The following is a 15,399-nucleotide window of genomic DNA, read 5'->3' as shown; positions in this document are numbered from 1 at the left end:
GCCTACATCACTGGTACAACGCTCCATGTGAATGGTGGCATGTACATGAATTGATCACCTTGTGCGGTGGCTGGATTCGAGGGAGAAGCCGGCAGAAGCTGTACGAAGTGGTTATTTTTAAAACTGATCGGGCGCAGTTCTTGCAATAGATGGCGGGGGGCATTTTTATGGCCCAAACCTGCTAAAATGCGCCCACTTTTTGTCGAACTTCCCTGGAGGGTTACATGGACAATATCGAACAACGCGTCAAGAAAATCGTGGCAGAGCAACTCGGCGTGGCCGAGGCAGACATCAAGACCGAATCGTCGTTTGTGAACGACCTGGGCGCTGACTCGCTCGACACGGTTGAACTGGTGATGGCGTTGGAAGATGAATTCGGCATGGAAATTCCTGATGAGGAAGCCGAGAAGATCACGACCGTGCAACAGGCAATCGATTACGCCACTGCACACGTCAAGGCTTAAGCCTGTCGTATCTGAATTCCGAGCCACAGAAGGCAGGCGCGTGGGCCCATGGGTCCGCTGCGTTGTTTTCTGTGGCTTTCGTCTGTTCGAAGAAGCACAATTGGATGCGTTGCGCCGGTGTCGGTGCAGCCAGTTGCTGGCCGTTGGCCGGCATCGATTCCCAATCCGGTTTTGCTTCACGTACCCGTAGGAAATCATAGTGAGCCGTCGTCGCGTCGTCGTCACTGGGCTTGGCCTTGTGTCTCCGGTCGGAAACACGGTTGCCGAAGGCTGGGCCAACCTGGTTGCCGGCAAGTCTGGCATTGCCACCGTCACCAAATTCGATCATTCCGCGCTTGCCGTGCACTTTGCTGGCGAGGTCAAGGGGTTCAACGCCGAGGACTACATCCCGGCCAAGGAAGCCCGCCATATGGATACCTTTATCCACTATGGCATTGCAGCGGGTTCGCAGGCGCTGAAGGATAGCGGCTACGAAGTGACCGAAGCCAATGCCGATCGCATTGGCGTGCTGGTCGGATCGGGCATCGGCGGCCTGCCGATGATCGAGGATACCCACGCGGAGCTGACCAATCGCGGCCCGCGCCGGATCTCCCCGTTCTTCGTGCCTGGCTCGATCATCAACATGATCTCGGGCCACCTGTCCATCATCCATGGACTCAAGGGCCCCAACCTGGCCGCGGTCACGGCTTGCACCACCGGCCTGCACAGCATTGGCCTGGCAGCCCGCCTGATCCAGGCGGGGGACGCCGACGTGATGCTGGCCGGTGGCGCTGAATCCACCGTCTCGCCGCTGGGCATCGGCGGTTTYGCCGCTGCGCGTGCGCTGTCGACCCGTAACGATGACCCCGCAGCCGCCTCCCGCCCCTGGGACAAGGATCGCGATGGCTTCGTGCTGGGCGAGGGCGCCGGTGTGGTCATGCTCGAGGAGTACGAGTCGGCCAAGGCGCGTGGCGCCAGGATCTATGCGGAGCTGATCGGCTTCGGCATGAGCGGCGATGCTTACCACATGACCGCGCCCAATATGGACGGCCCCCGCCGCTGCATGGCCAACGCCCTCAGGGATGCTGGCATCAATGCGGACGAAGTCGGCTACCTGAATGCGCACGGCACCTCGACTCCGCTTGGTGACAAGAACGAGACCGAAGCGATCAAGCTGGCCTTCGGCGATCACGCCTACAAGCTGGCTGTCAACTCGACCAAGTCGATGACCGGCCACTTGCTGGGTGGCGCGGGCGGGCTTGAGTCGGTCTTTACCGTGCTGGCGCTGCACCACCAGGTGTCGCCTCCGACCATCAACATCTTCAACCAGGATCCCGAGTGCGACCTGGATTACGTGGCCAATACGGCACGTGACCTGAAGATGGACGTGGCGGTGAAAAACAACTTCGGCTTCGGCGGTACCAACGGCACGCTTGTCTTCCGTCGCGCCTGAACCCGGCGGCCGCCGGGTGGCTTCCCCTTTGCGTTCCAGGGTTCATCCCTTGCGGTGGGCCCTGGCGCTGTTCCTGGCTTGCGAGCTGGCAACGTTCGCGTTGCTGGCCCGGCAAGGCGTGCAGGAACTGGGGCGCTCGGCGCAAAGCTGGGATCTAACGCAGTGGCTGTTGGTAGGCGGCCTGGCCGGGCTGTGCGGCTGGCTGGCCTGCCATTGGCCCAAGCTCTGGCACGGCGCCGCCTGTACCTACGGCGGCCTTGCGCCAGGGCGGGACCGTACCGGCCGGCCTGGCATCCTGGTCGACATGCCGGGYGGCAGCCGCGCGATAGCGAGGGTGGAATCCAGCTGGGAACTAGGCGAGCTGGCGCTCGTGCTGGCCCTGGAGCCGGTGGCCGGACGGCCACCACGTGTGCTGGTGGTCAATCGCGCATTTGCCGGTGCCGGCGCTTTGCGCGCCCTGAGGCGCACGATTCGGGTTGCGCGCCGCGAAGGCCCGGTGGCCGGCGAGGCCGGCTGATGCGCGGCAATTTCAACCATTCTTCACAATATGCGTTGCAACGCACTGACCGTGCGGCCCGCAACGTAGGTAAAATACAACGTTTGTCGTGAAGACGATACCAAGAGATACACTGCAGGTGAAATATTCGTGAGCGAACGCGAAGCCGATCAGCTCCTCGTTGAACGCGTCCAGCAGGGCGATAAGCGGGCCTTTGAATTGTTGGTGGTGAAGTACCACCGCAAGATCATCAGGCTCATTTCGCRTTTGGTGCGGGATTCCGCGGAAGTGGAGGATGTGGCACAAGACGCCTTCATCAAGGCGTATCGTGCATTGCCGCAATTTCGCGGCGAGTCGGCGTTCTACACCTGGTTGTACCGGATCGCGGTGAACACGGCGAAGAACTACCTGGCGACCCAGGGACGCCGGCCGGAAGCCTCCAGTGATATCGATGCCGAAGAGGCTGAAACTTTTGCGGACGGTGAGCAACTAAGAGATATCAATACACCGGAGTCGATGCTTCATACCCGCCAGGTGGCCGAGACGGTCAACCGCGCGATGGAAGCACTGCCCGAGGAATTGCGCACCGCCATCACCCTTCGCGAGATCGAGGGCCTCAGTTATGAGGAGATCGCGGAAGCCATGGGTTGCCCGATCGGCACGGTCCGGTCACGCATCTTCCGGGCGCGCGAGGCGATTGCCGATAAATTGCGCCCGCTGCTGGGAACAGCAGAGGGCAAGCGGTGGTAGCAGGTAGTGATACTTGGTGGTAAGCAGTAAATAAAATGTCGTGCGGCCAGCGTTGCAGCCTATTCCTGCATCGAAAAACGACAAAGCAGTAGACGGGATTGTCGGTTGTTCAATGGTTTTTCTAGGGGTGGGAAATGGGTCAGGCTCATAAGCAGTCGGTTCATGAAGTGGAAGCAGCGGAGCAAATCTCCGTGCTGATGGATGGCGAGCTGGCGCCGCACGAAGTAAACGCAGTGCTGGATCTCGCGAAAAGCGAGGCAGGCATGGCGAGTTGGGCCTCTTATCAATTGATTGGCGATGCCCTGCGTTCGGAAGAACTGACGCATGCCGGCTCGACCGATGATTTTCTTTCCCGGTTTTCCACTCGTCTGGACAGTGAGCCGCATGTGCTGGTGCCTGCCGTCGCCAAGGCGTCGTCGGCTCATCGCCTGCTGTTCAAGCCGTCGTGGGTGCGCCGCGTCATGCCAAGCACCGCGATTGCCGCCGCAGTGGCCGCCGTCAGCTGGGTGGCCGTGCCGCAAATGCGCGGCGCCGCCGACCTCGGCACGCCGGATGCGGTAGTGGCGCGTGTCGAGCAACCTGCAGCGCCCAAGGCTGGCGGCATCGTGACTGTCTCCGCCGATAACGCGCAGATGATCCGCGATCCCCGTCTGGATGAATATCTCCGCGCTCACCGCGTCTCGGTTGCCACCGATGCGGTAGTGCCGACCATGCGCCAAGTGGCTAACAGCGCAAACTTCTCTCAGGACAATTCGCAGGAATAATGCCGGACATGCATAAAGGATGGTCGCCCGCCAACGTAGCGGGCGCACACAGAATTAGGGCCCTTCGCAGGTCCTTTTTTCTGGCCTTGTGTCTGACTGCGGCTGCGGCAACTGCGCAGCCGCCGGACAATACGCTGGCCCGTCGCGACGCAACGGCCTGGCTCAACAAGATCCATCGCGCGGCCCAGCGCGAGAATTATGTCGGTACGCTGATTTATCAGCGTGGCAGCGTGATGCATGCATCACGTATCCAGCACTACAGTGATCTCGTCAACAACGAGTATGAACGGCTTGAGACCCTCGACGGCAAGCCGCGCGAGGTGCTGCGCCAGAACGACATCGTCCACAGCCTGATTCCCGAGGCCAAGCTGGTGGTGGTGGAGAAGCAGGAGGCCAAGGATCGTTTCCCGGCGCTGCTGGCCACCAACAAGAGCGATGTGCTCGATATCTACGATATGCGCAAGCTTCCGGGCGAGCGCGTGGCCGGTGTCGAGTGCGAGGTCTTTTCGCTCGAGCCGCATGACGCAGCGCGCTACGCCGTGCGGCTGTGGGCGGAGAAGAATTCCGGCTTGCTGATGCGTGCACAGACCCTGGGCGAGGCCGGCAAGGTGCTGGAACAGGTTGCTTTCTCGCAAGTCGATATTGGCGTGCCATCGGAAAAGCAGCGCATTCTCACGGCCATCAAGAACTCCGGCTCCTGGACTCACTATGAAGTGACCAACCATCCGGCCAATATTGCCGATGAAGGCTGGAGCATCGCGGTTCCGGTCAAGGGGTTCCTGAAGATCCGTGAGGTTCGCCGCCCGCTGGGAGAACTGCGCGCACCGCAGGCCAACCCGCGCGGCAATGTCTTCGAAGTGCTCCAGATCGTCTACAGCGATGGCTTGACCGGCCTGTCGGTGTTTATCGAGCCGGTTTCCGAGCAGCGCGTGCGCCGCGAAGGCGTCGCCTCGCTGGGTGCCACGCAGGTCGTGGTACGCCGCGTAGCCGATTTCTGGATCACCGTGGTGGGTGAAGTCCCGCCGGCCACAGTGAGGCAGTTTGCCTCGGCGGTAGAATACAAACCACCGAAGGCTCACTAGGCCGGATCGCGGCGTCGCCGCGGGCGTGAACATCGCCTGCGGGCCGCCGCCGATCGGCAACCCTGCTGCCTGTGCTTTCTTCCTCTTTTCGCTGATTTCCCGGGAGTCGACGATGTCACCAAGATCTCCAGCCTTGGCTCGGACCGTGCTCATGGCTGCCATTCTCGCCTTTGCACCCTTTGCCGCTGAGCTGAGTCACGCCCAGGCCGCCGCGCCGTCCTATAACCTGCCCGACTTCACCGAACTGGTGGAGAAGGCCGGTCCGGCTGTCGTGAACATCCGCACCACCGAGCGCGTGCGCGCGCGCGGCACGCCGGGGGGGACGGAAGATGACGAAATGGCAGAGTTCTTCCGCCGTTTCTTTGGCGTGCCCATGCCAGGTGCACCCACGCCGCCGGGTGCCCCGCGCCGTGGCCAGCCGCCGCAAGGCGAGGAGCAGAGTCGTGGCGTGGGATCGGGTTTCGTCATTAGCCAGGATGGCTATGTGATGACCAATGCCCACGTGGTTGCCGATGCGGAAACCATCTACGTCACGCTGCCCGACAAGCGTGAATTCAAGGCCAAGCTGATCGGCTCGGACAAGCGCACCGATGTCGCCTTGCTCAAGGTCGACGCGACCGGCCTGCCAAAGCTGACGCTCGGCGATTCGGACAAGGTTCGCGCTGGCGAATGGGTGCTGGCCATCGGTTCTCCCTTTGGCCTCGATAACACCGTGACCGCAGGCATCGTCTCCGCCAAGGGGCGCGATACCGGTGACTACCTGCCGTTCATCCAGACCGATGTGGCGGTCAACCCTGGCAATTCCGGCGGTCCGCTGATCAACCTGCGTGGCGAGGTGATCGGCATCAACTCGCAGATCTACAGCCGCAGCGGCGGCTATATGGGTATTTCCTTCGCCATCCCGATCGACGAAGCCTTGCGGGTCACCGAGCAGCTCAAGGCAACCGGCAAGGTCACGCGCGGACGCATCGCGGTGGCAATCGGGGATGTGACCAAGGAAGTTGCCGATTCTCTCGGCCTGGGCCGTGCCCGGGGCGCACTGGTCGGCAGCGTCGAGCCCGGTGGCCCTGCCGAGAAGGCGGGGATCGAGGCCGGTGACATCATCCTCAAGTTCAACGGCCGCGACATCGAGAAGGCGTCGGATCTGCCGCGCATGGTTGGCGACATCAAGCCGGGCACGCGTGTTCCGCTGCAGCTCTGGCGCAAGGGCGCGACGCGCGAGGTGTCCATCACCGTGGCCGAGCTGGATGCGGATGCGAAGGTGAAGGCCCGCGGCACTGGCCCGCGCGACGATAACGCCCCGCCGGCGGCCAAGCCCAATGCGCTTGGATTGATCGTCAATGAGATTCCCGACGCAAAGCTCAAGGAGCTCAAGATCAAGTCGGGGGTCGAGGTCGAGCAGGCGGATGGTCCGGCGATGCGCGCCGGCATTCGGCAGGGCGACATCATCCTGCGGTTGGGCGACAGCGATGTGACCAGCCCAAAGCAGTTCAACGAACTGGTCAAGGCACTCGACAAAGCCAAGATCGCCGCGGTGTTCGTGCGCCGCGGGGATGCCACCCAGGTGCTGACCCTGCGGCCAGGCACGATGTCCTCGCGCTGACCGGCGCTGCCATCATGGCCGATCTCACACTGTATGGCAGGAGCTACTGCCATCTGTGCGAGGACATGAAAATCGCGCTGGAGCCGCTCCGGCGCGATTTTTCCTTTGTCCTGCACGAGGTGGACGTGGATGCCGATCCGGCGGCCATGGCCCGTTTCGACGAGCTGGTGCCCGTGCTGATGGCCAGTTCTCCGGCCACCCCGGACGCGGAGCTTTGTCATTACTTTCTTGACGAAAAGCGGGTGAGGGCGTGGTTGGCCGCACATGCGGGGCCGCGGGCGCGCGAACGGGTGGGCCATGGGGCGCTAGATGGCGCATAAGTGCGCCCGGCGAAGCCTGGTTTGGCTGCGGGGCTAGCGTCGTGGTCCATTTCGCAATACGGAAGTCCTTGAAAATACGGTAAAATCGCAGTTTGGCGCAAAGTCTGCGTCACCAACCTGCGGCCGGGATCGGCGTGCGCCCCGCAGGGCGCCAGTTCCAGGCCGTTCATAATTGCTGCGCCGCCCGGCGTGCCCACGCGGGCACTTCGTGGCCTGAAACGGCGCACCCCTGAGCATCAGATGGACCATATCCGCAATTTCTCGATCATCGCCCACATCGACCACGGTAAATCGACCCTGGCCGACCGCATCATCCAACTTTGCGGAGGCCTGTCCGATCGCGAGATGGAAGCGCAGGTGCTTGACTCGATGGACATCGAGAAGGAGCGCGGCATTACCATCAAGGCGCAGACCGCCGCGCTGAGCTACAAGGCGCGTGACGGCAAGATCTACAACCTCAACCTCATCGACACCCCGGGACACGTCGACTTCAGCTATGAAGTGAGCCGCTCGTTGTCCGCCTGCGAAGGCGCGCTGCTGGTGGTCGATGCATCGCAGGGCGTGGAAGCGCAGACCGTCGCCAACTGCTACACCGCGATCGAGCTCGGTGTGGAAGTGGTGCCGGTATTGAACAAGATCGATCTGCCGTCGGCCGATCCCGAAAACGCGATCCGCGAGATCGAGGAAGTGATCGGCATCGACGCGCATGACGCCACGCCTTGCTCGGCCAAGACCGGCCTCGGCGTGCAGGACGTCATTGAGGCGATGATCGCACGCGTGCCGCCGCCCAAGGGCGATCCCGCCGCCCCGCTGCAGGCCCTGATCATCGACTCGTGGTTCGACAACTACGTGGGCGTGGTGATGCTGGTGCGCGTGGTCAACGGCACCCTCAAGCCCAAGGACAAGGTCCTGCTGATGGCCACGGGCTCGCAGCACCTGGTCGAACAGGTCGGCGTGTTCTCGCCCAAGTCGCTGCCGCGCGAGTCGCTGCAGGCAGGGCAGGTGGGCTTCGTGATCGCCGGCATCAAGGAACTGAAGGCCGCCAAGGTGGGTGACACCATCACCACCATGGCGCGCAAGGCAGCCGAGCCGCTGCCTGGGTTCAAGGAAGTCAAACCGCAGGTGTTCGCCGGCCTGTACCCGGTGGAAGCCAACCAGTACGAAGCGCTGCGCGAATCGCTGGAAAAGCTCAAGCTCAACGACGCGTCATTGCAGTACGAGCCCGAGGTGTCGCAGGCGCTTGGCTTCGGCTTCCGTTGCGGCTTCCTGGGCCTGCTGCACATGGAGATCGTGCAGGAGCGCCTGGAACGCGAATTCGACATGGACCTCATCACCACCGCACCGACGGTGGTGTACGAGGTCGACATGCGCGACAAGACCAAGCTGATCGTGGAGAACCCGGCCAAGATGCCGGACCCGAGCCGCATCGAGAACATCCTCGAGCCCATCGTCACGGTCAACCTGTACATGCCGCAGGCCTACGTCGGCTCGGTGATMACGCTGTGCACGCAGAAGCGCGGCACGCAGATCAACATGAGCTATCACGGCAAGCAGGTGCAGCTTACGTATGAGATTCCGATGGCGGAAATCGTMATGGATTTCTTCGACCGGCTGAAGTCCGTGTCGCGCGGCTACGCCTCGATGGACTATGAGTTCAAGGAGTATCGCGCTGCCGACGTGGTCAAGGTGGACATCCTGATCAACGGCGACAAGGTCGATGCCTTGTCCGTGATCGTGCACCGTTCCAACTCGCAGTACCGTGGCCGCGAAGTCGTGTCCAAGATGCGCGAGATCATCCCGCGCCAGATGTACGACGTAGCCATCCAGGCCACCATCGGCGTCAACATCATCGCGCGCGAGAACGTTAAGGCGCTGCGCAAGAACGTGCTTGCCAAGTGCTACGGCGGCGATATCTCGCGCAAGAAGAAGCTGCTGGAGAAGCAGAAGGCGGGCAAGAAGCGCATGAAGCAAGTGGGTTCGGTCGAGATTCCCCAGGAGGCCTTCCTCGCGATCCTGCAGGTGGGCGACAAGTAAGCCGGCTGGCCCGCGCCGGCACTGCCGGCAGGCTTCTGGCAGTGGTTGACGCGGACTCTATCAAAACAACACGACGATCTAGCCGACATGAATTTTGCACTGATCCTTTTTGTGCTTGTGGTTATTACGGGCATTGCCTGGGTGGCCGACAAACTGGTGTTCGAGAAGCAGCGGCGGCTTTCCGCCCAGTCCGCGCTGGCCGAGTTCGATGCGCGCAAGGCTGATCTCCAGGGACGCTACGGCGTCGGCGAGATCGACACGTCGCGTAGCCGCCTCGCCGAGGAAAAGCTGCGCCAGCCTTGGTGGCTGGAGTATTCGGCAAGCTTCTTCCCGGTGATCCTGGCCGTGTTCGTGCTGCGCTCCTTCGTGGTCGAGCCGTTCAAGATCCCGTCCGGCTCGATGATCCCGACGCTGCTGATCGGTGACTTCATCCTGGTCAACAAGTACGACTACGGCATCAGGCTGCCGGTGGTGAACAAGAAGATCCTCTCGGTCGGCGACCCGAAGCGCGGCGACGTGATGGTGTTCCGCTACCCGAAGGATCAGTCCCTCGACTACATCAAGCGTGTGATCGGAGTGCCGGGCGATGTGGTGAGCTACCAGAACAAGCGCCTGACCATCAATGGCAAGGCCGCCGATTACAGCCCGCTGCCCGATTACCTGGATGAAGAGCGGCTTTCGTACTCGAAGCACTTCCGCGAGAAGCTGCCCGACGGCCCGGAGCACGGCATCCTCAACGACGCCGACCGGCCGCCGTTTGTCTCCGGCGCGGACCCCGATTTTCCGTTCCGCGAAAACTGCACTTACAATCAGCAAGGGCTGACCTGCAAGGTGCCGCAAGGTCACTATTTTGTGATGGGCKACAACCGCGACAACAGCCTGGATTCACGTTATTGGGGCTTCGTGCCTGATCAGAATATTGTCGGCCGGGCATTCCTGATCTGGATGAACCTCGGCAATATCGGACGCGTGGGGGCGTTCAAGTAAGCCTTCCGCGGCGCGAATAAATCACTCCAGTCAAGCGAGGGAAAGCGCAACATGGGTCAACAGGGTCAGAAAGGTCAGAAGGGCCAGGCTGGTCAAACGGCACTGGCAGAACAAGCAGAGCAATCGGATCAATCGCGCCGGGAGGTTGGTTCAAAGAGGGGGGGGGCGCGTCTGGCGGGGCGGTACAAGGTGCGCGGATTCTCCCTTGGCAGCTTGCTGATCGTCATCTTGATTGTCGKAGGCATCGTGATCCCGGCGGTCAGGGCGATCCCAAGCTTGCTGGAGTACTTTTCGGTCAAGCGCGCCATCAGTTATGCCAAGCAACAGGCATCCAACAAGCGCGAAGTGGCCGATTATTTCGCCAAGCAGGCACAGATTGACCGTATCACCGCTGTGCGCAGCGACGATCTGGACATTCGCGAGGACGACAACGGCACGATCCGCTCGGTGGGCTTTTCCTACCGTAACGAGGTGCCGTTATACGGCCCTCTGAGCCTTATGATTACCTATTCGGGAACGCAGTACTGACATGAACCTCGATGCCTTGCAGCAACGCCTCGGCTACCGCTTCAGCAAGCCAGAATTGCTGCAGCAGGCGCTGACGCACCGCAGCCACAGTGCCTTGCACAACGAGCGCCTGGAATTCCTGGGCGATTCGGTGCTGAACTGCGCCGTGGCCGATATGCTGTACGGCATGTTCAGCAAACTCGACGAAGGCRATCTCTCCCGCGTGCGCGCCAACCTGGTCAAGCAGCAGGCGCTGTATGAAATCGCCCAGATGCTGCAGTTGTCCGAGGCGCTGCGCCTGGGCGAGGGCGAACTGAAGAGCGGCGGTTTCCGCCGCCCTTCGATTCTTGCCGATGCGCTGGAAGCCATCGTCGGCGCCGTATTCCTCGATGCCGGCTTCGAAGGTGCGCGCACACTGATCCGCAAGCTCTACATCCCCATTCTCGAGCAGGTGGATCCGCGCACGCTGGGCAAGGATGCCAAGACGCTGTTGCAGGAGTACCTGCAAGGCCACAAGATAGCCCTGCCGCAATATAACGTGATCGCCACCTGCCCCAGTTGCTCAAGCGCAGCCGGGCCGAGCGCACCGGCAAGACGCGCAAGCAGCCGGTGCCGCCCGATCCCCAGTTGTCTCTCAGGTTGAAGGAATGACCGAATCTACCAATCCGCAGCAAGACGCCGCGGGTACCCCAAGCGCAGCCTTTCGTTGCGGCACCGTGGCTATTGTCGGGCGTCCCAACGTCGGCAAGTCCACGCTGATGAACGCGCTGGTTGGCCAGAAGGTCAGCATTACCTCCCGCAAGGCGCAGACCACGCGCCACCGCATCGTTGGCATCCAGACCACCGGGGACGCCCAGTTCGTCTTCGTCGATACGCCGGGTTTCCAGACCCGCCATGCCAGCGCGCTGAACCGCTCGCTGAACCGTGCCGTCACCTCGACCCTGTCGTCGGTGGACCTGGTGCTGTTCGTGGTCGAGGCCGGCTACTACGGCGCCGACGACGAGAAGGTGCTGTCGCTGCTGCCCAAGAAAGTGCCGGTGCTGCTCGTCACCAACAAGCTGGATCGCCTTGGCGCGGACCGGGCTGAGGTGATGATGCCCTTCCTGGAAAAGATGGGGCACCAGTTCCAGTTCGCGGAAGTGGTGCCGATGTCGGCCAAGACGCACGATCACATCGAACGCCTGCTCGCCATCATCCGGCCTTACCTGCCGGAAGGCGAGCCGATGTACGACGCCGACTCCATGACCGATCGCAGCGAGCGCTTCATGGCCTCGGAGATCATCCGCGAGAAGGTGTTCCGCTGGACCGGCGACGAGTTGCCCTACACCAGCACGGTCATCATCGAGAAATTCGAGACCGAAGGCCGGCTGCGGCGCATCTTTGCCACCATCCTGGTCGAGCGTGACGGGCACAAGGCCATGATCATCGGCAACAAGGGCGCCAAGCTCAAGACCATTTCCACGGAAGCCCGCATCGACATGGAGAAGCTGTTCGACGGCAAGGTCTACCTGGAGATGTTCATCAAGGTCAAGAGCGGCTGGGCCGACAACGAAGCTGGATTGCGCGCCTACGGCTATGAGTGATAGAGCGGGCGGGCCTGCCCTGAAGGCCCGCCGCATTGACCCGGTAGTGGAAGAAGCCGCCGAACTGCTGGGCAGCCATGCCGTGCCTGGCATGGCAGTGGCGGAGCAACGCGCGATGATGGATCGCGCGTTGCGCATTGTGCCGGCGCGCACCGAGCTGCGCGTCGCCAACCAGCCCGGCTTCGTGCTGCACGCCTGGCCTTACCGCGAAACCAGCCTGATCCTCGACGTGTTCACGCGTGACCACGGGCGCGTCGCCATGGTGGCCAAGGGTGCCAAGCGGCCGCATTCGGCGCTGCGACCGGTACTCCAGCATTTCCAGCCGATTTCCCTCTCATGGAGCGGCCGCGGCGAGGTCAAGACGCTGACGCGCGCGGAGTGGGTTGGCGGCATGCTGCCGCTGGCAAGCGACGCGTTGCTCTCGGGTTTTTATCTCAACGAATTGCTGCTGCGCTTTTGCGCCCGCGAAGACGCCCACGTTACCCTGTTTCGCCAGTACATGGCCACGCTGACCCAGCTCTCGCACGGCGAGCCGGCCGGACTGGTGCTGCGCGGCTTCGAGCGTGTGCTGCTGCAGGAAACCGGCTTTGCGGTGGCTTTCGATGAGTGCGCCAATTCCGGCGAGGCGGTCGAGCCGGCGCTGGACTATGTCTACCAGCCCGAGCGGGGCGTGCGTCGCGCGMAGGCCAGCGATCCATCATCCTGGCCTGTGGTTTCGGGGCAGACGCTGCTCGACATGTCGCAGGACGACTATAGCCGTACACAAACTGTCACGCAAAGTCGCGCCCTGATGCGCTTCCTGCTGCATTATTATTTGCAAGGCGCGCCGCTGAAGACGCGCCAGATCTTGATCGACCTGCACTATCTCTGATTTATTTCTGAGCCTTTAGAGCCCACCCGCATGATCTTCCACGCGCATCCCGGCGTCATCGACCTTGGCGTCAATATCGACCACGTGGCCACGCTGCGCAATGCGCGCGGCACGGCCTATCCCGATCCGATCCAGGCAGCGCTGCAGGCCGAGCAGGCCGGCGCCGACCTGATCACGCTGCACCTGCGCGAAGACCGCCGTCATATCCGCGACGCCGACGTGCACGCGCTGCKCCCGCTGCTGGCCACGCGCATGAACCTGGAGTGCGCGATCACCCAGGAAATGCTCGACATCGCCTGCGGGATCCGTCCGCAGGATGTCTGCCTGGTGCCCGAGCGGCGCGAGGAAGTCACCACCGAAGGCGGCCTGGACGTAGCCGGGCGCTTCGAGCAGGTCAAGGCCGCCTGCCGCCAACTGGCCGACGCGGGCATTCGCGTCTCGCTGTTCATCGATGCGCAGGTCGAGCAGATCGAAGCCGCTGCCGCTTGCGGCGCGCCGGTGGTGGAACTGCACACCGGGCGCTACGCCGATGCGCATTCGGCCGAGGAGCAGGCCACCGAGCTGCGCCGCGTCGCCGAAGGCGTCGATGCCGGCGTGCGGCTTGGCCTGGTGGTCAACGCCGGCCACGGCCTGCACTACACCAATGTGCAGCCGGTGGCCGCGCTGCATGGCATCAAGGAACTGAATATCGGCCACGCCATCGTCGCGCATGCGGTCTTTGTCGGCTGGCAGAACGCCGTTCGCGAGATGAAGGCCATCATGGTCGCCGCGCGTCTGGGCACCACCTATCCGCGCCCGGACGCCGCAGCGTGATCTACGGCATCGGCACCGACATCATCCAGATCGATCGCGTGCAGGGCGTGATGGAGCGCACGCGCGGCCGGTTTGCCGAGAAGGTGCTCGGCCCGCAGGAACTCCAGAAATACCACGCCCGCAAGGCGCGCTCGGAAAAACGCGGGCTCGCTTTCCTGGCCACGCGTTTCGCTGCCAAGGAGGCCTTCTCCAAGGCGATCGGCCTGGGCATGCGCTGGCCGATGACCTGGCGCGCGATGGAGCTGCTGAACCTGCCCTCCGGCGAGCCGTATCCGCATTGCCACGGCGAGCTCGACGCCTGGCTGCGGGAGCGCGGCCTCGTGGTGCGGGTCAGTGTCAGCGACGAACACGATTATGCGGTCGCTTTTGCGATTGCCGAGCCGGGCGGCGGTGGCGTCAGCCCGCCGCTCGCCTCCCAGCCTAGTGAAGAATCCAAATGATCAAGAAGATTTCCGGTAAACGGCCGGGTCCGGTTGTACTCGATGTCAAAGGCAAGCAGCTCGATGCGGACGATATCCGCCGCATCTCTCACCCGCTGACCGGCGGCGTGATCCTGTTCGCGCGCAACTTCGAGTCGCGCGCGCAACTGCAGGCACTGACGCACGAAATCCGCACCGTGCGCGACGATGTGCTGATCTGCATCGATCACGAGGGTGGCCGGGTGCAGCGCGCCAAGACCGATGGCTTCACGCACCTGCCGGCGATGGCCCGGCTTGGCGCGTTGTGGGACCAGGACGTGCTGGCGGCAACCAAGGCGGCCGTTGCCTGCGGCTACGTGCTGGCGGCCGAGTTGCGYGCCTGCGATATCGACCTGAGCTTCACCCCCGTGCTCGATCTGGACTACGGGCTCAGCGCCGTGATCGGCGACCGTGCCTTCCACGCAGACCCGCGTGTGGTGACCATGCTCGCCAACCACCTGACCCACGGCCTGCTGCTTGCCGGCATGGCCAATTGCGGCAAGCACTTCCCGGGGCACGGCTTTGTGGCCGCGGACTCGCACGTGGCCGTGCCGGTGGACGAGCGCGGCCTCGACGAGATCCTCTCGCAGGATGCGCGCCCCTACGAGTGGATGGGGATGACGCTGTCGTCGGTGATGCCGGCGCACGTGATCTACCCCAAGGTCGACCCGCACCCGGCCGGCTTCTCGCGCTACTGGCTGCAGGACGTGCTGCGTACCCAGTTGGGCTTTGAGGGCGTGATCTTCAGCGATGACCTGAGCATGGAAGGGGCCAGCGTGGCAGGCACGGTGACCGAGGCCGCGCGTGCTGCCTTGGGCGCCGGATGCGACATGGTGCTGATCTGCAACCATCCGGAGCGGGCCGACCAGTTGCTGGATGAGCTCGATGTGCGTATCGGCAAGACCTCGCAACGCCGTATCCGCCGACTGTTCGGGCGCCGCAAGCCGCTGGACTGGAACAAGCTGATGCAAGAGGCGGAGTACGCCGCCGCCATGGGCGTGCTCAAGCGCCACGGCCTGATAGCCTGACGCTGCATTCGCCGAGGGCCGGTAAGTCGCAGGGAAAAGAAAAGGGCASCCGAAGSTGTAATGCCGTTCAGTTAAGAGCTGAACGGCATTTTTGTATGTAGCGTCAGAGGAAGTTGTAAACGCTGCGCCGAAGTGTTAACTTTCGGGCGCGATGCTTTCCAGTCACCTGACCTTCCTGCTCGAAGCGCAACAGCCGGCCGACTTGAG

At 62.8% G+C, this 15,399-nt stretch carries 16 protein-coding genes and 1 pseudogene; all 17 read left to right on the top strand.

The genetic code is table 11. From position 1 onward, the window contains the following. The first annotated feature begins 224 nt into the window (after window positions 1-224). The 17 genes and pseudogenes from acpP (at window position 225) to nagZ (ending at window position 15,192) form a co-directional block, all read left to right on the top strand. Window positions 225-464: an acyl carrier protein gene (gene acpP / locus AC1DS3_RS28390; protein ID WP_009522116.1), complete on the top strand. Its 240-nt coding sequence runs from the start codon at window positions 225-227 to the stop codon at window positions 462-464. A gap of 199 nt (window positions 465-663) precedes the next feature. Further along, window positions 664-1,896 (top strand): beta-ketoacyl-ACP synthase II, encoded by a 1,233-nt coding sequence (gene fabF / locus AC1DS3_RS28385; protein WP_441641067.1) that lies wholly within the window; start codon window positions 664-666, stop codon window positions 1,894-1,896. Between the two features lie 49 nt (window positions 1,897-1,945). Continuing rightward, window positions 1,946-2,413, top strand: a complete 468-nt coding sequence (locus tag AC1DS3_RS28380; RefSeq protein ID WP_441641066.1) for a hypothetical protein — start codon at window positions 1,946-1,948, stop codon at window positions 2,411-2,413. Window positions 2,414-2,542: 129 nt separating this feature from the next. Next, window positions 2,543-3,142 carry an RNA polymerase sigma factor RpoE gene (rpoE, locus tag AC1DS3_RS28375; RefSeq protein ID WP_477128403.1) on the top strand — a complete coding sequence of 200 codons (600 nt, stop codon included), beginning with the start codon at window positions 2,543-2,545 and terminating at the stop codon, window positions 3,140-3,142. A 134-nt stretch (window positions 3,143-3,276) separates the two neighbouring features. After that, a complete protein-coding gene (locus tag AC1DS3_RS28370; RefSeq protein ID WP_441641065.1) occupies window positions 3,277-3,906 on the top strand; it encodes a sigma-E factor negative regulatory protein in 630 nt (209 codons plus the stop codon). A gap of 8 nt (window positions 3,907-3,914) precedes the next feature. Next, window positions 3,915-4,988, top strand: a complete 1,074-nt coding sequence (locus tag AC1DS3_RS28365) for a MucB/RseB C-terminal domain-containing protein (protein WP_441641064.1) — start codon at window positions 3,915-3,917, stop codon at window positions 4,986-4,988. A 151-nt stretch (window positions 4,989-5,139) separates the two neighbouring features. Continuing rightward, on the top strand, window positions 5,140-6,591 hold the full coding sequence (locus AC1DS3_RS28360; RefSeq protein WP_441641063.1) for a DegQ family serine endoprotease: 1,452 nt from the start codon (window positions 5,140-5,142) through the stop codon (window positions 6,589-6,591). 14 nt (window positions 6,592-6,605) lie between these two features. Then, on the top strand, window positions 6,606-6,911 hold the full coding sequence (locus AC1DS3_RS28355; protein ID WP_441641062.1) for a glutaredoxin family protein: 306 nt from the start codon (window positions 6,606-6,608) through the stop codon (window positions 6,909-6,911). Between the two features lie 240 nt (window positions 6,912-7,151). Then, window positions 7,152-8,945: a translation elongation factor 4 gene (gene lepA / locus AC1DS3_RS28350; protein WP_150983163.1), complete on the top strand. Its 1,794-nt coding sequence runs from the start codon at window positions 7,152-7,154 to the stop codon at window positions 8,943-8,945. A gap of 87 nt (window positions 8,946-9,032) precedes the next feature. After that, window positions 9,033-9,932, top strand: a complete 900-nt coding sequence (gene lepB, locus AC1DS3_RS28345; RefSeq protein ID WP_477128402.1) for a signal peptidase I — start codon at window positions 9,033-9,035, stop codon at window positions 9,930-9,932. A gap of 213 nt (window positions 9,933-10,145) precedes the next feature. Further along, window positions 10,146-10,460: a DUF4845 domain-containing protein gene (locus AC1DS3_RS28340; protein ID WP_477128404.1), complete on the top strand. Its 315-nt coding sequence runs from the start codon at window positions 10,146-10,148 to the stop codon at window positions 10,458-10,460. Window position 10,461: 1 nt separating this feature from the next. Further along, window positions 10,462-11,090: pseudogene (gene rnc, locus AC1DS3_RS28335) on the top strand (ribonuclease III). Further along, window positions 11,087-12,022 carry a GTPase Era gene (gene era, locus AC1DS3_RS28330; protein WP_441641060.1) on the top strand — a complete coding sequence of 312 codons (936 nt, stop codon included), beginning with the start codon at window positions 11,087-11,089 and terminating at the stop codon, window positions 12,020-12,022. Before rnc ends, era begins: the two are co-directional and overlap by 4 nt. Beyond that, the gene (gene recO, locus AC1DS3_RS28325) at window positions 12,015-12,893 is read left to right on the top strand and encodes a DNA repair protein RecO (protein ID WP_477128401.1); all 879 of its coding nucleotides are present in this window, start codon (window positions 12,015-12,017) and stop codon (window positions 12,891-12,893) included. The genes era and recO overlap by 8 nt, the downstream gene beginning before the upstream one ends. Window positions 12,894-12,923: 30 nt before the next feature. After that, complete coding sequence (pdxJ, locus tag AC1DS3_RS28320; protein WP_477128400.1) at window positions 12,924-13,706, top strand: pyridoxine 5'-phosphate synthase; 783 nt, start codon at window positions 12,924-12,926, stop codon at window positions 13,704-13,706. Next, on the top strand, window positions 13,703-14,146 hold the full coding sequence (gene acpS / locus AC1DS3_RS28315) for a holo-ACP synthase (RefSeq protein WP_441641057.1): 444 nt from the start codon (window positions 13,703-13,705) through the stop codon (window positions 14,144-14,146). Before pdxJ ends, acpS begins: the two co-directional genes overlap by 4 nt. Next, a complete protein-coding gene (gene nagZ, locus AC1DS3_RS28310; RefSeq protein ID WP_441641056.1) occupies window positions 14,143-15,192 on the top strand; it encodes a beta-N-acetylhexosaminidase in 1,050 nt (349 codons plus the stop codon). The genes acpS and nagZ overlap by 4 nt, the downstream gene beginning before the upstream one ends. Window positions 15,193-15,399: the final 207 nt, after the last annotated feature.

The organism is Cupriavidus sp. 01L46, assembly GCF_056399905.1.
The sequence above is the reverse complement of the archived record's forward strand: the minus strand, read 5'-3'. Positions and strand labels throughout refer to the sequence as shown.